Genomic DNA, 26,086 nt, shown 5'->3' on the forward strand with positions numbered 1-26,086 from the left:
CGTCATCCGGCGACGTTGCCGAGAGCACGGTCCACTCGTTCGTGATGGTCGAGGACTGCGCCGAAGACACGGGAGACGTACGCATCGCGTTCGGTGGCGAGCACTGCAGCTGTCTCGGCATCGGGCAGATACCCGTCGAGCCGGGCCGGGTCGACGACTCCGGCCTCGGCGAGCATCTTCTCCAGAAGGATGGTGCGGTCCTTGAGAATCCAGAGCTGTGAGGTGAGTTCCGAGACGACGCGGGCGAGATCGTCGAGGCGGTCCTCGGGGAGGTAGTTCGGTCGGGGAGCGGCGGGATTGACTGTCATGTCGTTCGATCCTGTTGCGGTCGGTCGGGTTTGACGGCGTGGGTGATCCACGGGAAGACACCTCCGTTGGCACCGTAGGAGGTCACGTCGACGAATCCGGCCCGCTCGAGCATTCCCACGAGATCTCGCCTCAGAGCTTCACGCCAGTACGGTTCACCCCGGTTCTCGGTCTCCCAGTCGAGGACCACGGCGTCGAAGGCCGAGTGCCGGTCGTAGGGCGCGACCTCGCCGAGCAGGAACTCACCACCCGGCTCGAGCAGACGGAACGCCTCGGCGAGGACGGCCTCGGCGCCGGTGTCGGGGACCTCGTGGAAGAGCGAGAACATGGTGACGAGATCGGCTGTGCCGTCAGGGAGTCCGGTGCGCTCGATGTCGGCGTGCCGCCACTCGATACCGTCGATGCCCCGGGCATGCGCGGTGGCGATCCCGTGTCGCAACGAGCTCACAGCGAGATCGACTGCCGTCACGGATGATCCCGGATAGGCCTTCGTCAGGGCGAAGGTGTAACGCCCACTGGAAGCACCGAATTCGACGATGTGACGGTAGGACTCGCGATGTGCGGCCTCTGCGACGGTGGCCCGATGGTCCTTGCGCGCCTGACCCGTCCGGACCGCGCCGACGCCACCCGGGACGAGAACGTAGTGGAAGACGAGCTCCGTGATGGCCGGGCCCATGAGGTCGTGCCCGTTCCATCCTCCCGGCGTGAGGTGGAATTCGTTCTCCCAGTACGCCGGTGGTACGACGTCGGGGTCCTCGACGAGTTGCCGGCCCGACGGCGGTGAAGCGAGCCACGCCTCGACGACAGGGCGGATGCTCTCCACTGCGGGAAGTGCGCGTACGTACACTTCCTCGGCTACCCACCGGGTGAGAAATCGGTCGAACGCCCATGTCGGCGAGTCGGCGAGTGCCTGCGTCACCGAGGCTCTGCGTTCGTCGAGACCTGTGGGGGGCACCGGCACCGCGTCGTCGTACTCGCGCCGCGCGGTCGCCTGAAGGACGCCACCGGTGAATTTCTGTGTGGAGCCGAGGAATTCCAGTCCTGCCCGATGGGCTTGCCGAAGCCGAATATCCACTGGGTTCCTCCGAACGAGAATGATGCTGCGGACCTGATTGCCGCTATGTGGATAGTTCTACCGCACCATATGGCAGAGGCGAACATCCGAGACTTAATGTTTACTTCTACGCAATAACTGCTTTTGCGCAGGTCACACCGGATTCGGTGAGCGGAGCCTGCCGAGCCCGAGCGCGACCATGTTGCCGATGCACAGAGCGAACCCTGTCCCCCCCACCACCAGGCCCAGAGCGGTCAGCGACAGAGCTGTGGCACCGTCACCGGAGCCGGCGGCCATGGTGAACGCGACGATCACCGCGGAGAAGTTCGCTCCGACGAACTGCGCGGTGCGATACACCCCGCTGATGCTTCCGGCATGAGAAGTCGGGACGGATTCGTGCAGACTGAGCTGATTGCCGAGATTGTTGAAACCGTTCGGTATTCCGAGCAGGACTCCGACCAGCACGAGCAGCCAGATCGGGCTTCTCGCGTCGAGCATGCCGGCCATCATCGCACCGGCGACGAGGAGTGCGGTGGACCCGATGAGCAGCAGCCACCGCGGCGACAGGCGTTTCGACAACCTCGTCGCGGCCATCGTCCCGAGCACCCCGACCCCGAAGACCGGAAACATGAGCAGGCCCGACACCAGAGGGCCGAGGCCGCGACCGGCCTCGAACCACACGGGCATTCCGTAGAACACGCAATAGAAGGCGGTGAAGGTGGCCATGCCCCGCAGACACGTCAGGGACAACGCCGGATACCTGACCAGGAGCCGGACATCGACGAAAGGCGTGCGGGCGTACCACTCCCGCAGGACGAACGCGCCGGCCGCCGCGATCGTCACCACCAGCAGCGGCCAGAGGGCGCGCTCGGGAAGTTCGATCAGGAACACCAGCATGCTCACCAACGTGGCGACGAACAGCAGTACACCGAGTGGGTCCAGCTCGCGCAGCGTACGTACGATGCCGGGCCGGTCGGTCCGTGGCGGATCCGGAGGCACCGCCGACCACACCCACCACACCGAATTCAGAAGCAGGGGAACGTTGATCCAGAAGATCCCCTGCCATCCCATCGCCGCGACCACGAGGCCGCCGAGTGCCGGCCCGAGGGCGGCGCTGGTCTGACCGCACACGGCGATCACGCCCAGCGCGGAGGCCGGCGCAGCCTTCCGTTCGGCCGCGATCCGGCGGATGAGTGCCATCGCGGCCGGGAACTGGGCGGACGAGCCGAGACCCAACAGCACCCGGTCCGCGATCAACCACCCCGTCGACGGCATGAACGGCCCGGCGAGGGTGGCGACCGCAACGATCGCCAGACCCCAGAGATAGACGCGACGTGCACCGAAGACATCGCAGAGACGACCGGCGACCGGAGCCCCGACCGCTGCGGCGATGTACATCGACGAGATCAACCACGGTAACGACGACGAATCACCGAAGTGTTGTGCGATGGACACCAGCGCCACCGCGATGAGAGCGGAGTTGAACCCTTGCAGTACCGTTCCCGAGCCGAGTGCGAACGCAAGCGAACGGGGCAGGGACTCCCCCTGCCCCGCCGTTCGTGTCGCTGCTCGCCCCGTCGCCGGGGCGCTCAGAGTTCCGCCGCCTGAGCGGGGGTCAGGAACAGCACCTCGTCGCGGGCGGCGAGCTCGCCGAGCAGGCGATCGGCGACGTCGGCGTAGCAGGCCTGACCCAGAACCCAGCCGAACCAGTTCAGTCCGAGGAACCTGCCGCCGACGATATCCGCATCGGCGACGAGTCGGTCGACCGTGTCGTGGACGAGTTCCTCGTACGACAGGTACGGCAGGTTCCGCGTGTACATCGCGAACATGTCCTCGGTCTCCAGACCGAGCGGCACCGCCGTGAGTCCGGTCGCGCCACCTTCGAGCGGGACGGGACGTTCGTCCGCGGGCCAGTCGCCGAACCAGGCGAATCCTTCCTCGGCGAGCAGTCGCGGAGTCCTCTGTGACTGGCAGCGTTCCGGGGAGAACCATCCGGTCACGGCCGAACCGACGGCGGTTTCGACGGCCGCCTTCGATTCCCGGATGTAGGTCCGCTCCTGCTCTTCGGTCATCTGCGGACTCAGCACGAGAGTCGCAGCACGGCCACGGCAGACGATCTCGGCGGCACGTGGTGCGACGGCGCGCGCCAGTCCCGGCATCCGGCTCACTCCGTACTTGTCGAGAGCGACCGCGGCCGGGACGCCGTGCTTCTCCGCGATGGACAGCAGCCGGAAGATTCCGACCGTGAGCCCGAAATCCCACTGGGACAGCCGGGCCACCTGACCTTTCGGGGGATTCGCTTCGCGGCCCACACCTCCGGCGATGTATCCGGGGCCGAAATCGCCCGCCCCGAGTGCGTCCTGATAGTACGGCGCGTGGAGCACCAGACCCACCGCCAGCTTCTTACCAGGAGGCAGTTCGAGCGGCGGCCGGAATCCGTCGTAGGTGATCGTGACGTCCGGGGCGAAAACCACGGCGTCGGAGGGATTGTCGATCAGTTTTGCAGCGTTCGATGTCGTCATGCGGGAACCTCGCCGGCGCGAGCGGCGGCGTGTGCGACCTGCTCGTCGTAGAAGTGTTCGATGTAGTACTCGCTGATCTCCTCGGCGGTGGCGATCCAGATTCGCGGATCGCTGCGCAGATAGTCGAAGATCTCCTCGATGTACCGGATCATGTGCGGTTGCCCCGAGACGAACGGATGGGTGGCGACACATGTCACGCGCGCCTGACCGTCGTCCTCGGCATCGCGCAGCAGGCGGCTCACCTGAGCCTTGGCCTGATCGGCGAAGAACCGCCCGGTGTGATTGCGCGTGGTGACGATCGGGAAGTCGTTGAGCATGAAGCTGTACGGGATCGACACCAGTTTGCGGTCGCCGGACGTCCGCAGCGGCCGTGGTTGCTCGTCGTGGATCCAGTCCGCGTGGTAGATCATCCCGTGCTCGGCCATGAGATCGCAGGTGGCATCGGTACCCGAAACCCGAGGGCCGAGCATGCCTTTGATGGGCTTTCCCCAATACTTCTGCGCGAGAGACTGGTTGAGCCGGTAGAACTCGCTCTCCTGCTCGGCGTCGAGACCGAACAGCGGTCGCAGATTGGAGATGCCGTGGCTCATGATCTCCCAGTTCCTCTGCGCCATCGCATCCCGGATCTCGGGGAACTCCTCGAGGATCACCAGCGAGAGCGAGGCAGTGGTGGGGATGTCGTATTCGTCGATCGCGCGCAACATGCGCCAGAAGCCCACGCGGTTACCGAATTCCCGGTGGAAGTAGTGCTGGGGATCGGGGCTGGGCGCGCGACCGGTGGGCCCGCCCCCACCGGGCGCGACGAAGTCGTAGTGCTCGACGTTCGGAGCGTGCCAGACGGCAACGGTCTTCCCACCCGGCCAGGTGACACGCGGTCTGTCGGTGATGGGACTGTAGACGAGGCGTTCGTTGGACGAGATCACGACGATCGTCCCGTGACGGCGTGCGCGGCGCGTGCCCGGGCCCGCGCTGCGAGGCGCTCCATCGTCTCGTCCTTGGTCACGATGTCGGCGTAGCGGTCCTGCATGTCCCACAGGGCCACCTCGCCGGACAGGGTGCGGAAGTCGTCGACGCACTCCTCGACGACGCTCACCCGGTAGTTCCGGTAGGCGGCGTCGACCACGGTGGCCCGGACGCAGCCGCTCGTGCTGGTGCCGGTCACGATGATCTCGTCGACACCGAGCGACTGCAGCAGATCGTGGAGCCGGGTCTCGTAGAAGCCGCTCGCCACCGTCTTCTCGACGACGTGGTCGGTCTCGGAGACCGGGAGCAGCGGGTGCATCTCGGTCCAGGGATTGCCTCGCTCACACACCTCGGTCAGGCTCGACCGCACCCGCTGGGCGAGCATCCGATCGTCGAGGGAATCGAGGATCACCACGAGGAAGACCACGGGCACGTTCGCTGCGCGCGCGGCGTCGAGCAGTTCGGCTGTGTGGGTGACGGCGTCGAGCGCGGTGGATCCGCACTTCTCGTGCTGAGTGAACGCCTTCTGGAAGTCCACTACGACGACGGCCGGGTTCTCACCGGTCCCGATCCGAGTCCTCGCCGCGCGCAGGGCACGGATGCCGGCTACTTCTTCGTTCCAATCGACGGTCATGATTTCCTCGCATCTGTGGCTGTCCGAGCGTCACGCTCGTGAAACCATCATGCGGGAATCGTAAATCCATAATGTGAATCAATTGTTACAAGTAATCGCAATGTGGCATTTACCTTGCAGAGCTCAACCACATTGTGGAAATCCAATCGATCTCCAGAAATACGTGTGCCGCCCCCGACCGAAATCGGAGGCGGCACACGTGGCACTTACGCCGGGACTCAGCCCAAGCGCTGCTTGAGGGCCTCGAACTCGTCGCGGATGCCCGAAGGCACCTTCTCACCGAGGAACTCGAACCACTCGGCAATGCCGTCGATTTCGGCCTTCCACTCCTCGACGTCGACCTTCAGGGCCTCGTCGACGTCGGCGGGATCGACATCGAGACCGTCGAGGGTCAGATCGTTCGCAGTGGGCACGTAGCCGATCGGCGTGGACTGCGCGCCGGCCTTGTGCTCGATGCGGTCGACGATCCACTTGAGCACGCGCGAGTTCTCGCCGAAGCCGGGCCACAGGAAGCGGCCGTCGTCGCCGCGACGGAACCAGTTGACGTAGAAGATCTTCGGCAGCTTGTCCTCGTCGGCGTTCTTGCCGAGCGTGATCCAGTGGTTCAGGTAGTCGCCGGCGTTGTAGCCGAGGAAGGGCAGCATGGCCATCGGGTCGCGACGGACGCTACCGACCTTGCCCTCCGCCGCGGCGGTCTGCTCGGACGACAGGGTCGCGCCGAGGAAGGTGCCGTGCTGCCAGTCGAAGGACTCGCTGACGAGGGGCACCGTCGTCTTGCGGCGGCCACCGAACAGGATCGCGGAGATCGGCACACCCTGCGGGTCGTCCCACTCGGGGGCGAGGATCGGGCACTGCGACATCGGGGTGCAGTAGCGCGAGTTCGGGTGCGCGGCGTTGGTGCCGGACTCGGGGGTCCAGTCGTTGCCCAGCCAGTCGGTGAGGTGCGCCGGGGTCTCGCCGCCGATGCCCTCCCACCAGATGTCGCCGTCGTCGGTCTTCGCGACGTTGGTGTAGATGGTGTTGCCGGCCTCGATGGTCGCCATCGCGTTCGGGTTCGAGTCGGCGCTGGTGCCCGGCGCGACACCGAAGAAACCGAACTCGGGGTTGACGGCGTAGAGGCGGCCGTCCTTGCCGAAACGCATCCACGCGATGTCGTCACCGAGGGTCTCGGCACGCCAGCCCGGGATGGTCGGCTGGATCATCGCGAGGTTGGTCTTGCCACAGGCCGACGGGAACGCCGCGGCGATGTAGTAGGCCTTGTCCTCGGGCGAGATCAGCTTGAGGATCAGCATGTGCTCGGCCAGCCAGCCCTCGTCGTGGGCCATGGCCGACGCGATGCGCAGCGAGTAGCACTTCTTGCCGAGCAGGGCGTTGCCGCCGTAGCCGGAGCCGAAGCTCCAGATCTCACGGGTCTCGGGGAAGTGGGTGATGTACTTCGTGTCGTTGCACGGCCACGGGACATCCTGCTGACCGGCCTCGAGCGGCGCACCCACGGAGTGCAACGCCTTGACGAACGGACGGTCGGTGCCGAGCTTCTCGAGCGCCGCGCTGCCCATGCGGGTCATGATGCGCATCGAGACGACGACGTACTCCGAGTCGGTCAGCTCGACGCCGAGCTTCGGGTCCTCGGCACCGAGCGGGCCCATGCAGAAGGGCACGACGAAGAGGGTGCGTCCGCGCATGCTGCCGCGGTACAGCTCGGTCATCGTGGCGCGCATCTCGTCGGGGTCGACCCAGTTGTTGGTCGGGCCCGCGTCGATCTCGTTCTTCGAGCAGATGAAGGTGCGCGACTCGACGCGTGCGACGTCCGACGGATCGGAATTGGCCAGGAACGAGTTCGGCTTCTTCTCGTCGTTCAGACGCGTGAAGGTGCCGGCCTCGACCAGCTGAGAGGTCAGACGGTCCCATTCCTCATCGGATCCGTCGGCCCATACGACACGATCGGGCTGGGTGAGCTCGGCAATCTCCTGGACCCAGGCAAGCAACTCGGCATGCTGGGTCGGGAGCTTGTCGTCGGTACCGTTCAAACCGGGAATGGTCGCTGAGGTCATCAAAACTCTCCTGGGGTGTGCCCGGAACCGGGATCCCACCTCCGACCTGCACGTTCTTCTGTGCGGACGATGGCAGACCCGGGCTTGCCCCTCTCGGCAGGGGTACCACCTACTTCGTCCGTGGCCGAACAGGCGAAGTAGGCGCCGGATGTCCTTTTCATAGAGGTTAACGTCGGAATGCAGACCGGCGTCACTCGGGGCCGGTCGGAAATCTCACAGAAACGATTCAGAACTTGCGCACAATACCGTCCCCTCCCCCTGCTGCGCAGCCGGATATGAATCACTTCGACTCTTCTCCGTGGTGTACGTCGTATTCAAGGCTACCTGTGTCCAGTCGGCTCCACCGACCCGATCCGTCGAGCTCGCGACAGTATTCCCACACGCCGTAACGGCCGTCGTCCGCGATCACCGACAGGCGGTCGCTGCTGCCGTCGAGATCGGTGTCGGTGGCCACCACCAGGCCGTCGCCCCAGTCGCCACCGACCCCCCAGCGCTCGGTATCGGCGACGACCGTCTCGGCAGCGCCGTCACCGTCGAGGTCCGTGGTCGGGGCGAGCGCGTCGGCCCAGGCGGCCACCTCGGCCGGATCGAACCCGGACGGATCGAACGGATCGGTGAACGGCTGGGGTGCGCCACCCGAGCCGGCGAATTCGGCCATCGTCTCCCCTTTCCGACCCGGCACCCGCCGGATCGCTCCTATCCGGTTGGACGCACCCCGGCACCCTGCGGTTCCGGGATGTGTCCGAGTGCCGCCAGGTCGCGTTCGCACGCGGCGATGCGGGCACGCCGCTCGCCACGGCGACGGGTGATCTCCACGTCGATCGCGGCGACGCGCTCACGCACGCGGGTCGCGTGCCGGTCGCGCGCGGCGACCGCGAGCGCGGTGGACTGCAGTTCCGTCTCGTGGATGCGGGTGCGGATCCAGGTGTCGAGTTCCGCCCGTACGGTCGCGAGCTCGTCGGCGATCCACCGCCGCATCCGGTCGCGGTAGGCGATGCGCCTGCGGATCCGTATCAGCCATCCGGCCGCCGGGACCGCGCACGCGATCGCGACCACCAGCGACATCCAGCCCGGCAGGTCCCCGAACGGGGTGAGGAGCAGTCTGCCGAGACCGGCACCTGCCGACGCACCGAAGACCACCGTCAGCGTGTCCTCCATCGACCGCGCGGTCTGCGGTGGGCGGGCCGTGCGCGTGGGTTCCGGCGCCGGCGTGCCCGGTGCGATCCTGGCCGTCTCGTCGGTGAGCCGCGCGCACAGGTCGTCGACGTGGGCGTCGATCGTCGTGACCACCGCATCCGCGTCCGCGGTCTCGAGCACCTCGCCCGCAGCGGTGGACGCCGCCCGCACGCGCATCGCGACCTCCTGCAACAGCGTCACCTGCAGCCGGCGCAGGTCGGGACCGGAGGTCGCGGGTGGTGCTGCGGCGATGAGGCGGGAGCGCTCCGCACGCAGGTCGCCTTCCTCGTCCTCCGCGCTCAGGCGCCCGATCTCCTCCTCGATCATCGGCCGGGTGGCGGCGACGACCGCTGCTCGTGCTCGTCGCGGGTCGTGCGACGACCGGACCGTCGCGGCCAGGACGTCCCGCAGTTCGACGAGTCCGGACGCGGTGAACAGGGTCTGCCGGACCGCCTCGCTCGCGTCGTCTTCGAGTTCGCGTGCCCGCCGCGCGGCTGCGGCGCTCACGGGCAGGATCACGACCCGCGGCAACCAGGACGCGTGCCGCTGCAGGATCTCGACGTCGGCGTCGCGCACCGCACGCCAGTCGGGGAAGCGGTCGATGCCCGTCAACGCACAGACGACCTCGATCGACTCGGCTGCCGCCGCGCGCACGAGGTCCAGTTCGGTGCGGCCGATCGTCGCCGACGGGTCGAGCACCACGAGAGTGACGGCGCGGCCCTCGTCCGTGATGTCCGGCCCGCCCAGATGTCGTAGCTCTGCTGCCAGCGTGCCGGCGCCGGAACCGGGCACTCCGACGACCCGCACGCCGGTCGCGGCCGGCCCGTGCAGTCCCATCCATCCGCGCGGGTTCCATCGGCGCAGGACGTCGTCGGCCGGATCCACGAGTCCGCTCGGCGGTGTCACTGCGGTCCTGCGGCGACGGACTCCATCGGGCCCAGCCCGATCAGGTCGAGGGTCTGTTCGACGAGTTCGCGCGCCTGCGGTGCAGCCGGGACACCCGCCACGACCCGGGCGAGCTCCTCGTCGCGTAGGCGGCGGACCACGGCCGCACGCGCGGCGAGCGGTTCCGCGAGCCGCGCGTCGTCGTGGACGGCGACCACCTGATCCGGCGGCACCTCCGTCGCACGCGCGACGAGAGCGCACTCGGTGTCATCCGTCCCGCCCGTCACCACGAGGACGAGGCGACGAGGATCGACGGCCGCCAGCGCGGCGCGGTCGGCCGGATGGGCGACGGCCGGGTCGAGACGACGCGGCACGACGTAAACGACGAGGTCACCGTCGAGGACCGGATCGGGACCGTCCGGCGTGTCCACTGCCACTCCGGCCACGGCCGCGTCTACTTCCCCACCCTCGATATCGACCCTGCGGAGCAGCAGTTCGCGTACCTGCGCCTCGACGCACTCCCGGCCGGTTCCGGGCCGCCCCACGACCTGCACCCGCAGCGCGGCCGCATGCTCGGCCAGCGCCCTGCGAATCAACCGCCCTGCCTGCGCATCCAGTTGTTCGACCTGCGCGGCGAGGTGGTGCCACAACTCCCCCGTCATGATCCCCCGATCGTCGGCGGAGATTGTCGCAGAGAGACCGCTGACAGGCAGCCGAACGAATGCTTCCCTGAGAAAACACTGTGGCCACTCAGGTCACTCCCGCCACACACTCTCGGAATACGCGACAATGGACGGGTGAACGAAGCCGATCAGCACACCACCGAGACGCTCGACGAGCGCCCGACCCGCGGGAACCGCCTGTACCCCAGGGTGACGAGTTTCCGGTCCCGCCGTGGATCGCTGACCGACCCTCAGCAGCAGTGCTGGGACCGTCGTTGGCCCGAACTCGGTAAGGAGGTCGGCGACGAACCGCTCGACGTCGACGCATGGTTCGGCCGCTCCGCGCCCCTCGTCCTCGAGATCGGATCCGGAACGGGAACCGCCGCGGTCGCCATGGCCCAGGCCGAGCCTCAGGTGAACCTCATCGCCGTGGAGGTCTACAAGCCCGGCATCGCCCAGACACTGCAGAACATCGAACGCAGCTACGACACCGACGCGCCGATCCGGAACCTGCGGATCCTGCGCGGCGACGCCGTCGAGGTGCTCGAGAAGATGCTGACCACCGAGTCGCTCACCGGCGTGCGGGTCTTCTTCCCGGATCCGTGGCCCAAGGCCCGTCACCACAAGCGCCGGCTCTTGCAGGCCCCGACGTTCGCCCTGATCGCCGACCGGTTGAAGCCTGGTGGAGTGCTGCACGTGGCCACCGACCACGCCGATTACGCCGAGGCCATCGCCGAGGTGGGCGATGCCGAACCGCGCCTCGCCCGCTTCACCGGCACCTCCCCGATCAGCCTCGAACGCCCCGTCACCAAGTTCGAGGACAAGGCACACCAGGTGGGTAGCGCGATCAACGAGTTCGTCTGGGGGAAGATCGGAGCATGAGTGTCCATGAAGAGCTTCCCGGCGTGACCGATTCCTCCGCGATCGACGGCGTCGAGCCGGTCCGTAAGGTCCTGCTCGTCTGGGACGCACCCAACCTCGACATGGGCCTCGGCGCGATCCTCGGCGGCCGGCCCACCGCCGCCTACCGTCCGCGCTTCGACGCTCTCGGCCGATGGCTGCTCGGGCGCACCGCCGAACTGTCGCGTCTGCACTCCGCGACCCTCGAACCCGAGGCCACGGTGTTCACCAACATCGCCCCCGGCAGCGCGGACGTCGTCCGCCCCTGGGTCGAGGCCCTGCGTAATGTGGGCTTCGCGGTGTTCGCCAAGCCGAAAATCGACGAGGACAGCGATGTCGACTCCGACATGCTGAACCACATCGAGCTGAGGCACCGGGAGGGTCTCGCCGGCGTCATGGTGGCCTCCGCCGACGGGCAGGCGTTCCGTGAACCCCTCGAGAGGCTCGCTCAGGAGGGCATCGCGACCCAGGTGCTCGGTTTCCGCGAGCACGCCAGCTGGGCGGTGACCTCCGAGATCATCGAGTTCCTCGATCTCGAGGACATTCCCGGTGTGTTCCGCGAACCGCTGCCCCGCGTCAGCCTGGAATCGCTGCCCGACGAGGGTGCCTGGCTGCAGCCGTTCCGACCGCTTTCTGCTCTCCTGGTGGGGCGCAAGAGCGTCGCCGAATAGGAGACTTACGTGTTCGACCGTTGGGGAGAGCTCGTCTACCGCGCGCGCTTCACCGTCATTGCGGTGATGGTCGCGGGGTTGCTCGCGCTCGCCGGGTACGGGCTGAGCCTGAACGATCACCTCAGCCAGAGCGGCTGGGACGATCCCGGTTCGGAGTCCGTCGCCGCCGCCAAGCTCGCCGACGGCACCTTCGGCCGCGACACCGCGGGCGACGTGCTGGTGCTGTACACGGCGCCCGAGGGCAGCACGGTCGACGATCCCGCGTTCTCCGCGAAGATCACCGACAGCCTGAACTCGCTGGTCGCCGAGCACCCCGACGAAATCCTCAAGATCAACGGTGCGTACTGGCCCACGGACAACGCACCGTCGCTGCCGACGCTGGCCGACCCGTCGCGCCAGCACGCGATCGCGTCGATCGCCATCGCCGGCGAGGACGACACGGAGCTGACCGGCAACTTCCGCGAGGTCAAGGACGCCTTCTACATCGACGGCGTCGACGTGCAGCTCGCCGGTCTGCAGCCGATCTCCGGCGCGCTGAACGACACGATGGCCAACGACATCAAGCGCATGGAGATCCTCGCGATCCCCGCCGTCGGCATCCTGCTGTTCTTCGTCTTCGGCGGTGTCGTCGCGGCCGCTCTCCCGCTGATCACCGGTGGTCTCACGATCGTCGCGGCGAACGGCATCGTCCGGTTGATCACCAACTTCACCGAGGTCAACTCGTTCGTCGCACCGGTCGTCTCACTGATCGGTCTCGGCCTGGCGATCGACTACGGCCTGTTCATGGTGTCGCGTTTCCGTGAGGAACTCGCCGAGGGCTACGACACCCCGGCGGCGGTGCGACGCACCGTCATCACCGCAGGTCGCACGGTGGTGTTCTCGGCGACGATGGTCGTCACCAGCCTCGGTGGCCTCGTGCTCTTCCCGCAGGGCTTCCTCAAGTCGGTCGCCTACGGCGCGATCTCGGCGGTTTCGCTGGCCGCCCTGCTGTCGATCACGATCCTGCCCGCCATCCTGAGCATCCTCGGCCGGCGCATCGACAAGTTCGGCATGAAACGCTTCGGGCAGATCCAGTCGAACGAGCAGGTCGAGAACAGTTTCCTCGGCCGCCTCTGCCGCTGGGTGATGGTCAACCCGATGAAGGTGACCATCCCGACGGTCATCGGTCTGCTGCTGCTCATCATGCCGCTGACCGGCATCAAGTTCGGCGGCATCAACGAGACCTACCTGCCGCCCGAACACCCCACGCGCGTCGCGCAGGAGACCTTCGACGAACTGTTCCCCGGCCAGCGCGCCGAGCCGGTCAAGCTCGTCGTCCGCGGTGCCGAGGGCGGCGATCTCAACAAGATCATCACGACGGCCAGCGAGGCTCCCGGCCTCGTCGAGAAGTTCCAGATCACCGGCCCCGCGAAGGACGGCGTCCGCGTGCTCAAGGCCGGTCTGACCGACCGCAACGAGTCCGCCGACACCATCGAGTACCTGCACGCGGCCGAATGGCCCGAAGGTGTCGAAGTGCTCGTCGGCGGCACCCCGGCGATCGAGCAGGACTCCATCGCCGCCCTGCTCGAGACCCTGCCGCTGATGGTCGTGGTCGTCGTGCTGTTGACGACGTTGCTGATGTTCCTGGCGTTCGGCTCGCTCGTGCTGCCGGTCAAGGCCGTGTTGATGAGCGCCCTGGGCCTGGGTTCGACGCTGGGCATCCTCACCTGGATCTTCATCGACGGCAACGGCGCCGATCTGCTCAACTTCACCCCGGGACCGATCATGTCGCCGGTGCTCGTGCTGATCATCGCGATCGTGTACGGCCTGTCGACCGACTACGAGGTGTTCCTGCTCTCCAGAATGGTCGAGGCGAGATCGTTGGGGGCGAGCACCACCGAGTCGATCCGTATCGGTACCGCCCACACCGGTCGCATCATCACCGCGGCCGCCTTGATCCTCATCGTCGTCACCGGTGCCTTCGGGTTCTCGGAGCTGGTGATGATGAAGTACATCGCGTTCGGCATGATCGCCGCGCTGATCATCGACGCGACCGTCATCCGCATGTTCCTCGTGCCCGCCGTGATGAAGCTGCTCGGCGACGACTGCTGGTGGGCCCCGGCGTGGATGAAGCGGGTCCAGGAGAAGATCGGCCTGGGCGAACCGATCCTCGCTGACGAACTGATGCCCGAGGACGTTCCCGAGCTCATCACCGTCGGCATGTTCGGTCCGGCGACGGTCGCGGCCACGGGCGCGCACCGCTTCCCGACAGGCGCCTTCGAGGGCGGCTCCGACCTCACGCAGCCGTTGCCCAAGATCGCTCCGCCGAGGCCTGCCGCCGAACAGCGCAAGCTCCGCGATCTCACGCCGCCGCCGGTGCGACGGCAGGCCCCGGGCCGTCCTTCGGTCCGTCCGGCCGCGCCCGCATCCGGTCGTCCCCCTGCTGCTCCGCGGAACGGCGAACGGGTGCCGCCGGCAGCCGGGCGTCCGATGCCGGCGAGCCGTCCGGTGCAGCCCGGTACGGGTCCGGGGCGTCCGTCGCGTCCGGTCCCGGAGCCGCGTCGTCGCCCGGAGGATCGGCCGCCGGTGGACGAGCGCAACGGCTCGGCTCTTCCGGGGCGCGGTGTCCCGGAGAAGGGTGTCCCGGAGAAGCCCGAACGTCGTGCCCCCGAGATGCCGCAGCGCGATGTCACGCAGCGCGGTGCGCTCGATCAGGCACAGCGTGGTGCGTCCGACCCGTCGTCGCCGTCGTCGGTGCCTCCGCTCCCCCGCCGTCAGCGGGGGGAGGTTCCGCCGCCGTTGCCGCAGTCCTTCGTCCGGCCGCCCGCTGCCCCGGGCGATGCGGAGGCTCTGCCCGGTGCCCAGGCTCCGCGGCCGAGCGGGCCCGGCACCGGTCGTGGACGGGATCCGCAGGCGATCGAGAACTGGTTGTCCCAGTTGCGCCGCACGTCGCCCGGCGGGGAGTCTTCGGCCCAGCGGTCGAGGCCCACTTCCGGCGCACCGCGCCCCTCGGCCGCCGGAACGCAGCGACCCTCGGCGCCAGAGCCCCAGCGACCTTCGGCACCGGAGCCCCAGCGACCTTCGGCACCGGAGCCCCAGCGACCTTCGGCACCGGACTCGCAGCGTCCCCCGACATCGGAGGCACCGCGACCTCCGGCGCAGGGACCTGCCCGGCCGCCCGTGCCGGGTACTCAGCAGCCGCCCACGCAGGGCATGCTGCCGCCGACACAGGGCATGCAGCCGTCGACACAGAACGGTCCCCGTCCGCCTCTACCCTCCCGGTCCCGTGGTCCGGAGCAGCCGTCCAGCCCGGCCGGCGAGCGGCCGGAAGCGCGGGCGGACGAATCGCAGCCGGAGCAGAACGACGCGGAGTCGCGGAGGCGGGGACGCCACGGTCCCGACAGCGGTCGTTCGATCAGCGTCAGTGAGCTGATCGCCCGGCAGCGTCGCGACTGATCTCCCGAACGAACTCGAGGCGACCCGCAGAGCGGGTCGCCTCGGGTGTTTCCGGGTCAGCTGCCGTTGAAGAACTTCCGCAGCCGCGTGGACAGCGGATGGGTGACGTTGAAACTCCCGCCGCGGACCTTGCCCGTCACCACGACGTGCAGCGGCCCGTACGGCGCTCCGCCGCGCACCTTCGACGACACGCTCGACGCGACGTTCTCGACGCCGTTGACGTCGGCCGTGGCCTCGGCGGGGAGCACGATGTTGATCGAGCTGAGGTAGTCGCTCACGTCGATCCGCACGACCTGCGTCTGCATCACCGCCTCGGTGAAGTCGAGGGTCACGGAGGACGCGACGGTGTCGAGGACGATGGTGGGCGGCACGTGCCAGCGACCCTTGCGTTCGATGCCGGAGACACGGCCCTTGATCACGAGAGGAGCGCCCTGGCCGGTCGCGGGGAATGCAGCTGCACTCGGCGCCGGGTAGCCGGCCGCACTCGGCGCGGGGTAGTGCGCCTGCGACATACCCGGCAGATTCTGTTCCTGGAACTCGGGCCGGATCTGGATACCGGGTAGGTCGACGAGCACCTGGTTCAGGTCGCCTCGGGTCTTGGCCGCGAGGACGGTGTCCATCCGTTCGGTGAACTCCCCGAGCGAGAGCATTCCCTGCCCGACCGCCCGCTGCAGAAGTTCGCCGACGTGCTCGCGTTCGGCGTCCGACACCCGCAGATCCTTCGGTTCCATGCCCCCGAGCTTAACGGGACGAACGGTATGCCTCCGAAGTCGTCCGGGCCACTGTGCAGGGCGCTATTCGAGGCCCTGTTCGATGACGTAGCGGGTGAGTTCGACGCGGTTGGCGAGCTGCAGTTTGCGCAGCGTCGCCTGGACGTGGTTCTCCACCGTGCGGTGGCTGAGCGTCAGTCGCGCTGCGATCTGTTTCGCCGACAACCCTTTCGCGACGAGACGCAGCACTTCGGTCTCCCGGCCCGTGAGCGTCGGTGGGGGTCTCCGGTCGGCGACGTCGTTCGACATCCGGCGGTACTCGCCGAGCACGAGCCCGGCCAGGCCGGGGGTGAAGACGGCCTGTCCGCGTGCGGTCGCGAGAACGGCATCGACGAGTTCGTGCACCGAGGCGCTCTTCACGAGATAGCCGGACGCGCCCGCCTTGATCGCGCCGAGCACGTCGTCGCGTTCGGAGGACGCCGACAAGACCAGCACCCGGCTGTCCGGAGAGACCTCGAGGACCGCGCGGGTCGCCTCGGTGCCGGTGCCGTCGGGCATCGCCATGTCCATGAGCACGACGTCGGGACGGACGACCGCGGCGCGACGCGCGGCGCTCGCGACACCGTCGGCCTCGGCGACGACGGTGAACCCGGCCTCCTCGAGGTCACGTCCGACGGCGTTGCGCCAGATCGGGTGGTCGTCGACCACCATCACGCTGACGGTGCCGCGTTCCTCCGTGGTGTTCCCGTGTGTTTCCGCGCTGATCTCGGCCACTCATTCCCCCTTCGGTACCCGGATCTCCCATTCGGTTCCTTCGCCTACGTCGCTGTCGAGCAGTGCGACGCCGCCGAGCCATTTCGCTCGCCCGACGATCGACTTGGACACCCCCATGCGTCCCTGTTCGCGAGCTTCGTCGAGTCTGCCCGGTTCGATCCCGACGCCGTCGTCCCGGATGCTGAGCACGATCTCGTCGCCGAGGTCCTCGAGGAGGATGTAGGCGGCGGCACCGGCACCGGCGTGCAGTTGCGTGTTCGACAGCGCCGCCGTCGTGAGCGCCGCGAGCTCCTCCGCTCGATCCCGCGGGATCATGATCGGGTCGGCGGGCGCGGACACCGTCGCACCGGTCCCGGCCCGGGCCCGGACGAGGGCGGTGAGGTCGGCGCTCTCACCGCCGCGGTCGACGTCGGTGTCCTGCTCGGAGATCAGCTGCCGCAACGCAGCCTCCTGCTCCCGTGCCAGCTCGGCGAGTTCCGTCGCATCGCCGCCCAGCTCGAGTCCGCGCCGTTGCACGAGCGCGAGCACCTGGAGCACGCCGTCGTGCACCTGCCGGGCGAGCCGGTCCCGTTCCTCGGTGGCCGCTGCCACGCGCACGGCCTGCTCGAGTTGCCGGTGCGCACTGCGCGCGGTGGTGGTGGCGAAACCCATCGCCACACCGCACGCGACGAGCACGGGCGCCGTCGCGTCCCGCCACAGGTCGAGGTTGATCTGGTCGCGCACGACCGCGCTGACGACGGACATCAGCAGCGCCGAGCCGATGCCGGTGAGCGGACCGCCGAGGATCGCGGCCGACAGCACGGCGTTGGCGACCCACAGCGTGGTGGGCATGGTCTGGTGGTTGCTGTACCAGTCGTGGTCGGCGACCAGCCGGGTCGCCGCCATCAACGCGACGGCGAGGATCTGGTCCACCACGGTGACCGTGCGCCTCAGTCGTGCCTCGCGGGAGAGCAGCACCGCCGAGACGAGCGACCACGTCACGAGCACTCCGACGAAGAACCACGACAGCCCCGGACGGGTGTAGTTCACGACGGTCGAGAACTGCGATCCCACCGCGTATGCGACGGTCACGAGCCGGAAGACCTGGGCGGCCCGCCACAGGGGCGCATCCGCATCCGGACCGGTCGGAGACGGCCTCATGTGTACGTTTCGCACCTTTCGTCACAATGGCTGGGGCGAGTGAATCCAACCACTCCTCGCCCCCAACGGTGACCGCCCCATCCTGTGACCGTCCGCACAGTGGTTTGATTTGAAGTCGTGCTGAGGTCGTACCGAGCTGTCGCCGCCACCTTGCGGAGTCGTTGGCCGCTCTACATGGTCTCCATGGGTGCGTCGAACCTGTTCGGTGCGATGCTCGTGTTCGCCTTCGTCCGATACGGCATCCCGATCGCCGAGACCGACGCCATCATCGCGGATCGGGTCCGCAACTTCGCGGTCTTCGCGGTGTACCTGGTCTTCGCCGGGATCGTGAGCCTCGGCGCCGCGGCGATCACGCTGCGCTCGGTCGTGCGGTGGCAACTCCGCGGCGGCCCACCCACCCGGGCCGAACAGATGGCGGCCCTGCACGCCCCGCTGCGACAGGCGATCGTGCATCTCGGCCTGTGGCTGCTCGGCGGCGTGCTCTTCGTCTTCCTCACCGCCGAGGAGATGCCGTCGCTCGCGGTGGCGGTCTCGCTTACCGTCGCAATGGCCGCGACCAGCACCTTCGGTTTCACCTACATGCTCGGTGAACGCATCCTGCGGCCGGTCGCCGCGCGGGCGCTGAGCGAGGGGAACTTCGACCGGACGATGGCTCCCGGCGTCGGTACGCGCCTGGCCATGACCTGGGGTCTGGGCACGCTCATGCCGGTCGCCGGGATCGTGCTGCTGTGCGTGACGCAGTTGAGCGCCAACACCGACTTCGACGCCGACGCGCTCGCCCTGTCCGTACTCGCGCTCGCGGTGACGTCGATCGGCCTCGCGCTCGTGTTGTCACTGCTGACGTCGGCGCAGATCTCCGACCCGATCAAGCAGTTGCGCTGGGCGATCGAACGCGTGCAGCGCGGCGCCTCGGGAGTGCAGGTCGAGGTGTTCGACGGCAGTGAGATCGGACGCCTGCAGGTCGGCTTCAACCGCATGATGGCCGAGTCCGACGAACGCCGACGTCTGCGGGAGTTGTTCGGTCAGCACGTCGGCGAGGACGTCGCGCGCCGGGCCCTGCAGTACGGCACCGAACTCGGTGGTGAGACGCGCTACGTCGCGGTGCTGTTCGTCGACATGGTGGGTTCGACGGCGACGGCCGCAGAGCGCCCGCCGAGCGAGGTCGTCGAACTGCTCAACGAGTTCTTCCGTGTCGTCGTCGAGGTGGTCGACCACCATCACGGCTTCGTCAACAAGTTCATGGGCGACGCGGCATTGGTGATCTTCGGCGCTCCCCTCGACCGGCCCGACGCCCCCACGGCGGCGCTCGCGGCGGCCCGCGAACTGCGTTTCGCTCTGGACGAGATCACCGGACTCGATGTCGGGATCGGCGTGTCGGCGGGACTCGCGGTGGCCGGCAACATCGGCGCGGCGGAGCGCTTCGAGTACACGGTGATCGGCGACCCGGTCAACGAGGCCTCGCGCCTGACCGAGCTCGCGAAACTGCGTCCGAGCAGGGTTCTCGCGTCATCGAGCGCGTTGTACTTCGCGGACGACGAGGAGCGCAGCCACTGGGAACTCGGCGACGAGGTGCAGCTGCGCGGCCGGCGGCGGATGACCCATCTCGCCTGGCCCGTGCGCTATCCCGGCGCCCCCGGAGAAGCGAACGGGACGGACGAATCGAACACTTCGACGGACGAGTGACGGCCCGTCCCGCAGGACCCGCGAACGACGCGGAACGGCCATAGCGCCCTCTTCGTGACCCGACGGTCGGTTACGGTGAACAGCGTGGCGCAGCCGCACGACGATCCTCCATGCCCCGACGCCACGCCGCGTCGGGGCTCGTTCCGGTGGATCAAGTGGGTGTCGGCGATCGCCCTCGTTGCTCTGCTGACGGTCGAGGCGATCTACCTGTGGCCGACGATGAGCGACTCGTGGCGCGCGGTCACGGAGATGCACTGGGGCTGGTTCGCGGCGGCCGTGCTGGCTCAGATGATCTCCCTCAGCGGCTTCGCGGGAGTGCAGCAGCGACTGCTCCGCGCCGGCGGGGTGCGCGTCGGGCACTGGCGGTCGGCGTCGGTGATCTACGGCAGCACGGCGATGGCGGTGACCCTGCCCGCAGGCCCGGTCTTCTCCACGGCCTTCACCTACAAGCAGACCCGCAAGTGGGGGGCGACCCCCGTGGTCGCCTCGTGGCAGCTCGCGGTTTCCGGTGTCATCGCGGCCGTGACCCTGGCGTCGGTGGGCATGATCGGTGCGTTCGCGGTCGGCAGCCGGATCAGCCCCGTCACGCTCGTGTTGTCGCTCGCCGGGGCGATCGCGTTGATCTTCGGCCTGCGGTACGTCGCGAAGAACCCCATGTCGATCGAAGCGGCGGGCACGTGGGTGCTCCATCGGGTCAACCGCATCACGAGGAAGCCGAGGGACACCGGCTTCGACGTCTTCGAACGCACCCTCGCGCAGCTCGAGGCCGTCGAACTCGCGCGTCGCGACGGTGTGGCCGCGGTGGCGTGGTCGGCCGTGCACCGCGCCGCCGATGTCGCGTGCCTCGGACTCGCATGCTGGGCTGTCGGCGGCTCCCCGTCGGTGGCGGGGTTGTTCATCGCGTTCGCGGCGGCGAAGACCGTAGGCAGTGTGCCGCTCGCGCCGGGCGGCCTCGGATTCGTGGACGGCACCCTCATCGCGACGCTCACCGCCGCCGGACTGAGCGCGTCGCAGTCGCTGGCAGCGGTCTTCGTGTACCGGATGGTGAGCTTCGCGTTCGTGGCCCTGGCGGGCTGGGCCACCGTCGCCGCGATGTACCGGGGCAACGGACCCGACGAGATCGATCCGATCGCCGAGCGCGCAGAACACGAGCGCAGCACCCTCGAACGGCGACGTCGTCCGGTCGAGAATCCCGAGCCGGCGTGATCCGCATCACAATATAGTTGCGCAAGCAACTATTCGGTGGCATGGTTGTCGACAAGCAGTTGAAAGTTTAATCATCGAGGAGGACCACCATGACCACCGCCACCACCACCTTCCCCGGCCTGACCACCGGCACCTGGGCCATCGACCCCGTCCACTCGAACGTGGGCTTCACCGTCCGGCACCTCGTCGTCAGCAAGGTTCGCGGCACCTTCGAGAACTTCTCCGGCGCCATCACCGTCGCCGAGGACGGCACCGCATCGGTGAACGCCGAGATCGACGTCAAGTCGATCAACACCAAGAACGCCGACCGCGACGCGCACATCCGCTCCGCCGACTTCTTCGACGCCGAGCAGTTCCCCGTCGCCACCTTCACCTCGACCGACGTGCGTGCCGACGGTGACGACTACATCGTCACGGGCGACTTCACGCTCCACGGTGTCACCCGCCCGGTCGACCTGAAGCTCGAGTTCAACGGCGTCAACCCCGGCATGGGCCAGGGTCCGGTCGCCGGCTTCGAGGCCACCACCGTCATCAACCGCAAGGATTTCGGCATCAGCATCGAGATGCCGCTCGAAGGCGGCGGAGCCGTCGTCGGCGACAAGATCACCATCACCCTCGAGATCGAGGCCGGCCTGCAGGCCTGACCCCTCTCGCAGACGACAGCGCCCCTGCTCCGGCAGGGGCGCTGTCGCGTTCCACCCGCTCCACCGGCCCGAATCGTGCTCGAGAGCACGCACCGGAGATTCCGACGCGCCCCGCGCCGCCGCTACTCTGGACCCGTGAAGAAGTACACCCCGGCGTTGGCGATCGACGTCGTTCTCGTCGTCGTATTCGCCGTGCTCGGTCGTTCCAGCCACGACGAAGTGCTCGATCTCGTGGGGCTCGCAGGAACGGCATGGCCGTTCCTCGGCGGCCTCACCGCCGGATGGTTCTTCACCGCGTCGCTCTACCGCGACAAGTTCGACGCCTTCGCAGCCGTCCCCACCGGACTACTCGTGTGGGTGAGCACCCTCGTCGTCGGGATGCTGCTGCGGGCCGTCACCGGTCAGGGCACCGCGACCGCCTTCATCATCGTCGCGACGATCTTCCTGGGCCTGTTCCTGGTGGGCTGGCGCGTCGTCGTCGGACTGCTCCAGCGTCGCAGGGTCGACGCTCACTGACCGCCCCGCGGTCGACGCCCACTGACCTGCACCGACTTCCCGGTCTCGTTTCTCACACTCGCACCGAAGTGTGATCTGCGACCGCGGGATACGCGAATTTTTCGCGCTCGCGCCCCGTGCGGTGGAACAGTGGAGATCATGTCCACGCTGGAACCACCTACCCTGACCGGGTCGCGATCCGACCATCGGTTCTTCGGTCAGCCACTACCCCTGGCCAACCTGTTCGGTGTCGAGATGTGGGAGCGATTCTCCTTCTACGGCATGCAGGGCATCCTGATCTACTACCTGTACTACTCGGCATCCGAGGGCGGGTTGGGGATCAGCCAGGGGGCCGCGACCTCCATCGTCGGCGCCTACGGCGGCACGGTCTACCTGTCGACGATTCTCGGGGCGTGGATCGCCGACCGATTGCTGGGTTCCGAACGGACCCTGTTCTACAGCGCCGTGCTCATCATGTTCGGCCACATCGCGCTCGCGGTGCTGCCCGGTTTCGTCGGGGTGGGTGTCGGCCTGGTGCTGGTCGCGTTCGGTAGCGGTGGTCTGAAGGCCACGGCGACGTCGATCGTCGGCGATCTCTACGACGAGCAGGACACCCGCCGCGACGCCGGTTTCTCCATCTTCTACATGGGCGTGAACATCGGCGCGCTCGTCGGCCCGCTGCTCACCGGCTTCCTGCAGACGCGCTACGGCTTCCACTGGGGCTTCGGTCTCGCCGCGGTCGGCATGTTCCTCGGCCTGCTGCAGTACACGATCTACCGCAAGCATCTCGGCGACATCGGCAAGGTGCCGCCCCACCCGCTGCCCGCCGAGACGCGCACGAAAGCCGCCGGGATCGGTCTGGTCGCCGTGGTCCTCATCGCGGTCGCCGCGCTGACCGGCCTCGTCACGACGAGCAACATGTCCGACATCGTCGTCGCCCTGACCATCATCGCGACGATCACCTATTTCGTCATCATGCTGTCGAGCAAGCAGATCACGCCGATCGAGCGCAGCCGGGTGCTGTCGTTCATCCCGATGTTCATCGCCAGCGCGGTGTTCTGGTCGCTCTTCCAGCAGCAGTTCACGATGGTCGCCGTCTACGCCGACACACGCCTGGACCGCGATCTGTTCGGGTGGGAGTTCCCGCCGTCCTGGGTGCAGTCGATCAACCCGGTCTTCATCATCCTGTTCGCGGGTGTCTTCGCCGCCGTGTGGACCAAACTCGGACCGCGTCAGCCCTCGTCGCCCATCAAGTTCGCCGCGGGCACGATCATCATGGGCATCGCCTTCCTGTGCTTCATCCCCATGGCCGGTGGCGGCCCCAACAGCGCTCCGTTGCTCGGACTCGTCTTCATCCTGCTGCTGTTCACCTTCGCCGAGCTGTTCCTGTCCCCCGTCGGACTGTCGCTGTCGACGAAGCTCGCGCCGAAGAACTTCCACACACAGATGGTCGCGTTGTTCTACCTGTCCGTCGCGTGCGGCACGGCCATGGCCGGGACCCTCGCCGGGTTCTACGACGAGAACAACGAGGTGCCGTACTACCTGTGGATCGGCGGAGCATCGATCGCAGTGGGCATCGTGCTGGCACTGTTCGCGCCGCGCATCAAGAAGCTCATGCACGGCGTGCAGTAATACCGCTGCACAGGGACACCGCTCAGCGGAGAGCGAGCCATACCGCCAACCCGAACCCTGCGAGCGCGACACCCACGCGCAGCAGGTTCGGGGGTATGCGCCGGACGAGCGGCGGGCCGCAGTAGCCACCGGCGAACGCGCCGACGGCCATCGCGGCCGCCGCTCCCCAGTGCACGGGCCCGAAGACGGCGAACCCGATCGCCGCGACGAGATTGGCGACGCCGAGCAGGTAGCTCTTGAGGATGCTCGCGCGCCAGATCTGCTCGGAGGTGCAGATCAGCACCAGCGCGTAGAAGACGACGCCCGCGCCGGCCCCGAAGTATCCGCCGTAGACCGCGACGACGAAGACCGCCACGGAGAACACCCGCGGCAGGTCGCGGCCGCCGGCCAGAGTGCGGATGCGTGGTTGGAGCAGCAGCGCGAGAGCGGCGAGCGCGACAAATCCGGGGACGATCGCCTCGAACGAGTCGGGCGGGGCGACGAGCAGGACAGCCGCGCCGACCACGCCGCCGAGCGCGGCGTAGAGCGTCCACCACCACACGCGGGGGCCGGTGTCGACGACCTCCCGCGTCGAATTGGTCAGCGCCCCGACACCGACACCGACCATCGCGACGGTGTTGGTGACGTTCGCCGCGACCGGCGGGAGGCCGACGGCGAGCAACGCCGGATACGAGACGATCGACGCCAGGCCGGTGACGAACCCGACGGCACCCGCGAAGAATCCGGCAACCACGAGCAGGGCCAGATCGAGGACGGTCACGGTCGCTCAACGTACCTGTACGCCGCGGACCGACCTCCGGCCGATCAGTGCACCATGGACCGGCCTCCGGCCGATCAGTCCCCGAGCAGTGGTTCTCCGAGCTTGCGCAGGAAGGTGTCGGCCATCTTGATCGCGCGGTCGCCGCCGTCGGCATCGGCGACGAAGACCGCGAAGGCCAGGTCGCCGCCGGTGTAACCGAAGAACCAGCGGTCCTCGCCGCTCGCCGCGGCGATACCCGCGAGACCGGCGTGTCCGCGGAGGAAGGACGCCGGACCGTTCTGCACGTTGTCGATCATCATGCCGCGCAGGGCGTCGATCACCGAACCGGGCAGCGCTTCGGGGGCGTCGTGGACGACCGTCTCCTGTCCCTGCACGATCGTCGGGACAGCGGCACTGCCCCGCGCGACCGAGGCGGCCAGCACCGCAGCGCCGAGCGGCGTGATCAGGTTCTCGTCGGAGTCCGATCCGGCGAACTGGACCACTCCGGAGCGGTTGTGCCCGATCTGCGAGGTCTCGAACTCGAAGCCCGGCACGTCGTAGTCGACACCGAGGCCGAGGCGACGGGCGGTGGAGGCGACGTCGTCGGACCCCACGTCGTTCGGATCGACGCCGCGCTCGAGGCCGGCCGCCAGCCGGACCGGATCGAGAACGCCGCCGGCCGGGTAGAGGCCGTGGGTGATGACGGGACCGAGTTCCATGGCCCAGTTGTTGACGTCGGCGGCGAGGATGCCACCGGTCGACGGCTGGATGGCCACCAGCGCGGCCGGGGTACCGGCGGTGACGACCGCTTCCTTCGCGGCGAGCTGCACCTGGGAGTCGACGGTCGCCTGCAGGTCCGGGGGCGGCGGGCCCTGGAAGCCGGCCACCTGGATCGGACCGTCCTCGGGATCCTCGAGGGTGACCGCCCAGCCCGCCGTCCGGTCGCGTTCGAGCTGCCACGCCGAGCGCAGCGAGTCGAGCAGTGGCGTGGAGATCCGCCGATCCGCGCTGATCAGGGTGGGTGTAGTGAGCACCTCGACCCCAGGGATCGACACGATGCCGTCCTCGAGGAACTGGTAGTCCTGGTCGCGGAGCTTGACCGCCGTGATCCGGTTGCCGGGGTTCTCCGCCATCCGCTCCTGCATCAGCTGGGCGGTGATGACGGGCGCGACTGGCTCGAGAACCGCCGCGAGACGAGTGGTGGTGTCGACGGGATCGGGCATCGCCGCCGGGTCGAGCACCACGGCGTTGATGGTCTGTTCCTCCATGAGGAGACGGCCCGTGCGGTCGAAGATCTTCGGCGGTGCGGCGTCGGTGCGCACGTGGTGGACGGTGCGTCCGCCCGACAGGTCGGGGACGACGACCTCCGGGTCCCAGGACACACGCCAGCCGACGGCGAGCTTCCGTACCGAACCGGTGACCTGATACGACCAGTCCTTGCCCTCGCCGAAATTCCATCCGGCGGAGAGCGTGAAGTATCCCGAGTCGTCGTTGAGTTCGACGAGCTGGGTGACGTCGTAGTCGACGGTGCCGTCGGACAGTCCGTCGTACATCTGCGAGATCGTTTCCTCCGCCGCGTTCGGGTAGGAGGTCAGGGCCGCTGCTGCGCCCGCATCACGCTCGTCGAGTGCGGCGACGAAGTCGTCGACGAGGCGTTGCGCCTCGCTTCGAGAATCCGAGAACACAACCGTCGTCAGCGCGACGACAGCCACGACGAGGCACACGGCCAGCGCGACGATGCGCCCCCGCTTCCCCCGCCAATCACGAAATCTCATATGTAACAACCTTCACTTCAGTCACACGA

General features: G+C 68.0%; 23 protein-coding genes. 8 read left to right on the plus strand and 15 right to left on the minus strand.

Features of this window, described 5'->3' with window-relative positions:
• Positions 1 to 2: 2 nt before the first annotated feature.
• The 10 genes from ACWPOC_RS10495 to ACWPOC_RS10540 form a co-directional block, all read right to left on the minus strand.
• Positions 3 to 308 carry a hypothetical protein gene (locus ACWPOC_RS10495; protein ID WP_455408589.1) on the minus strand — a complete coding sequence of 102 codons (306 nt, stop codon included), beginning with the start codon at positions 306 to 308 and terminating at the stop codon, positions 3 to 5.
• A complete protein-coding gene (locus tag ACWPOC_RS10500; RefSeq protein ID WP_455408590.1) occupies positions 305 to 1,381 on the minus strand; it encodes a class I SAM-dependent methyltransferase in 1,077 nt (358 codons plus the stop codon). The genes ACWPOC_RS10495 and ACWPOC_RS10500 overlap by 4 nt, the downstream gene beginning before the upstream one ends.
• A gap of 132 nt (positions 1,382 to 1,513) precedes the next feature.
• Positions 1,514 to 3,061: an MFS transporter gene (locus ACWPOC_RS10505; RefSeq protein ID WP_455408730.1), complete on the minus strand. Its 1,548-nt coding sequence runs from the start codon at positions 3,059 to 3,061 to the stop codon at positions 1,514 to 1,516.
• A complete protein-coding gene (locus ACWPOC_RS10510; protein WP_455408591.1) occupies positions 2,950 to 3,882 on the minus strand; it encodes a hypothetical protein in 933 nt (310 codons plus the stop codon). The genes ACWPOC_RS10505 and ACWPOC_RS10510 overlap by 112 nt, the downstream gene beginning before the upstream one ends.
• Positions 3,879 to 4,805, minus strand: coding sequence for a polysaccharide deacetylase family protein (locus tag ACWPOC_RS10515; RefSeq protein ID WP_455408592.1), 927 nt, complete (start codon positions 4,803 to 4,805; stop codon positions 3,879 to 3,881). The genes ACWPOC_RS10510 and ACWPOC_RS10515 overlap by 4 nt, the downstream gene beginning before the upstream one ends.
• Positions 4,802 to 5,479, minus strand: coding sequence for an isochorismatase family cysteine hydrolase (locus ACWPOC_RS10520; RefSeq protein ID WP_120280404.1), 678 nt, complete (start codon positions 5,477 to 5,479; stop codon positions 4,802 to 4,804). The genes ACWPOC_RS10515 and ACWPOC_RS10520 overlap by 4 nt, the downstream gene beginning before the upstream one ends.
• Before the next feature lie 218 nt (positions 5,480 to 5,697).
• Positions 5,698 to 7,530: a phosphoenolpyruvate carboxykinase (GTP) gene (locus tag ACWPOC_RS10525; protein WP_120280405.1), complete on the minus strand. Its 1,833-nt coding sequence runs from the start codon at positions 7,528 to 7,530 to the stop codon at positions 5,698 to 5,700.
• A gap of 280 nt (positions 7,531 to 7,810) precedes the next feature.
• Complete coding sequence (locus ACWPOC_RS10530; RefSeq protein ID WP_120280406.1) at positions 7,811 to 8,188, minus strand: DUF6802 family protein; 378 nt, start codon at positions 8,186 to 8,188, stop codon at positions 7,811 to 7,813.
• A gap of 38 nt (positions 8,189 to 8,226) precedes the next feature.
• Entirely contained in the window at positions 8,227 to 9,612 is a 1,386-nt protein-coding gene (locus ACWPOC_RS10535; protein WP_120280407.1) for a hypothetical protein, read from the minus strand.
• Positions 9,609 to 10,253, minus strand: a complete 645-nt coding sequence (locus ACWPOC_RS10540) for a hypothetical protein (protein WP_120280408.1) — start codon at positions 10,251 to 10,253, stop codon at positions 9,609 to 9,611. Before ACWPOC_RS10540 ends, ACWPOC_RS10535 begins: the two co-directional genes overlap by 4 nt.
• 135 nt (positions 10,254 to 10,388) lie before the next feature.
• Here ACWPOC_RS10540 and trmB point away from each other — a divergent pair, with 135 nt between their 5' ends.
• From trmB to ACWPOC_RS10555, 3 genes are read left to right on the plus strand one after another with little or no spacing between them, the layout of a single operon-like run.
• Positions 10,389 to 11,135: a tRNA (guanosine(46)-N7)-methyltransferase TrmB gene (gene trmB / locus ACWPOC_RS10545; protein ID WP_120280409.1), complete on the plus strand. Its 747-nt coding sequence runs from the start codon at positions 10,389 to 10,391 to the stop codon at positions 11,133 to 11,135.
• The gene (locus ACWPOC_RS10550) at positions 11,132 to 11,824 is read left to right on the plus strand and encodes an NYN domain-containing protein (RefSeq protein WP_026061641.1); all 693 of its coding nucleotides are present in this window, start codon (positions 11,132 to 11,134) and stop codon (positions 11,822 to 11,824) included. The genes trmB and ACWPOC_RS10550 overlap by 4 nt, the downstream gene beginning before the upstream one ends.
• Before the next feature lie 9 nt (positions 11,825 to 11,833).
• Complete coding sequence (locus ACWPOC_RS10555) at positions 11,834 to 15,259, plus strand: MMPL family transporter (RefSeq protein ID WP_120280410.1); 3,426 nt, start codon at positions 11,834 to 11,836, stop codon at positions 15,257 to 15,259.
• A 56-nt stretch (positions 15,260 to 15,315) separates the two neighbouring features.
• Here the strand turns inward: ACWPOC_RS10555 and ACWPOC_RS10560 are convergent, their stop codons facing one another.
• The 3 genes from ACWPOC_RS10560 to macS form a co-directional block, all read right to left on the minus strand.
• On the minus strand, positions 15,316 to 15,990 hold the full coding sequence (locus tag ACWPOC_RS10560) for a DUF1707 SHOCT-like domain-containing protein (protein WP_060650327.1): 675 nt from the start codon (positions 15,988 to 15,990) through the stop codon (positions 15,316 to 15,318).
• Positions 15,991 to 16,053: 63 nt separating this feature from the next.
• Positions 16,054 to 16,680 (minus strand): response regulator, encoded by a 627-nt coding sequence (locus ACWPOC_RS10565; RefSeq protein WP_120283689.1) that lies wholly within the window; start codon positions 16,678 to 16,680, stop codon positions 16,054 to 16,056.
• A gap of 63 nt (positions 16,681 to 16,743) precedes the next feature.
• The gene (gene macS / locus ACWPOC_RS10570; RefSeq protein ID WP_120280411.1) at positions 16,744 to 17,883 is read right to left on the minus strand and encodes a MacS family sensor histidine kinase; all 1,140 of its coding nucleotides are present in this window, start codon (positions 17,881 to 17,883) and stop codon (positions 16,744 to 16,746) included.
• A 174-nt stretch (positions 17,884 to 18,057) separates the two neighbouring features.
• On the opposite strand from macS, the gene ACWPOC_RS10575 reads away from it, so the two are divergent.
• The 5 genes from ACWPOC_RS10575 (at position 18,058) to ACWPOC_RS10595 (ending at position 23,543) form a co-directional block, all read left to right on the plus strand.
• Complete coding sequence (locus ACWPOC_RS10575) at positions 18,058 to 19,566, plus strand: adenylate/guanylate cyclase domain-containing protein (protein ID WP_120280412.1); 1,509 nt, start codon at positions 18,058 to 18,060, stop codon at positions 19,564 to 19,566.
• An 84-nt stretch (positions 19,567 to 19,650) separates the two neighbouring features.
• Positions 19,651 to 20,772, plus strand: coding sequence for a lysylphosphatidylglycerol synthase transmembrane domain-containing protein (locus ACWPOC_RS10580; protein WP_455408593.1), 1,122 nt, complete (start codon positions 19,651 to 19,653; stop codon positions 20,770 to 20,772).
• A gap of 89 nt (positions 20,773 to 20,861) precedes the next feature.
• A complete protein-coding gene (locus ACWPOC_RS10585) occupies positions 20,862 to 21,416 on the plus strand; it encodes a YceI family protein (protein ID WP_120280414.1) in 555 nt (184 codons plus the stop codon).
• Between the two features lie 135 nt (positions 21,417 to 21,551).
• On the plus strand, positions 21,552 to 21,932 hold the full coding sequence (locus ACWPOC_RS10590) for a DUF3054 domain-containing protein (RefSeq protein WP_120280415.1): 381 nt from the start codon (positions 21,552 to 21,554) through the stop codon (positions 21,930 to 21,932).
• A 138-nt stretch (positions 21,933 to 22,070) separates the two neighbouring features.
• The gene (locus ACWPOC_RS10595; protein WP_120283691.1) at positions 22,071 to 23,543 is read left to right on the plus strand and encodes a peptide MFS transporter; all 1,473 of its coding nucleotides are present in this window, start codon (positions 22,071 to 22,073) and stop codon (positions 23,541 to 23,543) included.
• Between the two features lie 22 nt (positions 23,544 to 23,565).
• Here the strand turns inward: ACWPOC_RS10595 and ACWPOC_RS10600 are convergent, their stop codons facing one another.
• The gene (locus ACWPOC_RS10600) at positions 23,566 to 24,303 is read right to left on the minus strand and encodes a sulfite exporter TauE/SafE family protein (protein WP_455408594.1); all 738 of its coding nucleotides are present in this window, start codon (positions 24,301 to 24,303) and stop codon (positions 23,566 to 23,568) included.
• A 74-nt stretch (positions 24,304 to 24,377) separates the two neighbouring features.
• On the minus strand, positions 24,378 to 26,057 hold the full coding sequence (locus ACWPOC_RS10605; protein WP_225623647.1) for an NTF2-like N-terminal transpeptidase domain-containing protein: 1,680 nt from the start codon (positions 26,055 to 26,057) through the stop codon (positions 24,378 to 24,380).
• Positions 26,058 to 26,086 lie beyond the last annotated feature (29 nt).

Source organism: Rhodococcus sp. 5G237 (genome assembly GCF_053764735.1).

Excerpts from the sequence above, each read along its gene's own strand:
- ACWPOC_RS10495 (WP_455408589.1), bottom strand. The coding sequence starts at position 308 with ATGACAGTCAATCCCGCCGCTCCCCGACCGAACTACCTCCCCGAGGAC.
- ACWPOC_RS10510 (WP_455408591.1), bottom strand. The coding sequence starts at position 3,882 with ATGACGACATCGAACGCTGCAAAACTGATCGACAATCCCTCCGACGCC.
- ACWPOC_RS10520 (WP_120280404.1), bottom strand. The coding sequence starts at position 5,479 with ATGACCGTCGATTGGAACGAAGAAGTAGCCGGCATCCGTGCCCTGCGC.
- ACWPOC_RS10525 (WP_120280405.1), bottom strand. The coding sequence starts at position 7,530 with ATGACCTCAGCGACCATTCCCGGTTTGAACGGTACCGACGACAAGCTC.
- ACWPOC_RS10530 (WP_120280406.1), bottom strand. The coding sequence starts at position 8,188 with ATGGCCGAATTCGCCGGCTCGGGTGGCGCACCCCAGCCGTTCACCGAT.
- ACWPOC_RS10540 (WP_120280408.1), bottom strand. The coding sequence starts at position 10,253 with ATGACGGGGGAGTTGTGGCACCACCTCGCCGCGCAGGTCGAACAACTG.
- ACWPOC_RS10550 (WP_026061641.1), top strand. The coding sequence starts at position 11,132 with ATGAGTGTCCATGAAGAGCTTCCCGGCGTGACCGATTCCTCCGCGATC.
- ACWPOC_RS10560 (WP_060650327.1), bottom strand. The coding sequence starts at position 15,990 with ATGGAACCGAAGGATCTGCGGGTGTCGGACGCCGAACGCGAGCACGTC.
- ACWPOC_RS10565 (WP_120283689.1), bottom strand. The coding sequence starts at position 16,680 with ATGGTGGTCGACGACCACCCGATCTGGCGCAACGCCGTCGGACGTGAC.
- macS (WP_120280411.1), bottom strand. The coding sequence starts at position 17,883 with ATGAGGCCGTCTCCGACCGGTCCGGATGCGGATGCGCCCCTGTGGCGG.
- ACWPOC_RS10575 (WP_120280412.1), top strand. The coding sequence starts at position 18,058 with ATGGTCTCCATGGGTGCGTCGAACCTGTTCGGTGCGATGCTCGTGTTC.
- ACWPOC_RS10585 (WP_120280414.1), top strand. The coding sequence starts at position 20,862 with ATGACCACCGCCACCACCACCTTCCCCGGCCTGACCACCGGCACCTGG.
- ACWPOC_RS10595 (WP_120283691.1), top strand. The coding sequence starts at position 22,071 with ATGTCCACGCTGGAACCACCTACCCTGACCGGGTCGCGATCCGACCAT.
- ACWPOC_RS10605 (WP_225623647.1), bottom strand. The coding sequence starts at position 26,057 with ATGAGATTTCGTGATTGGCGGGGGAAGCGGGGGCGCATCGTCGCGCTG.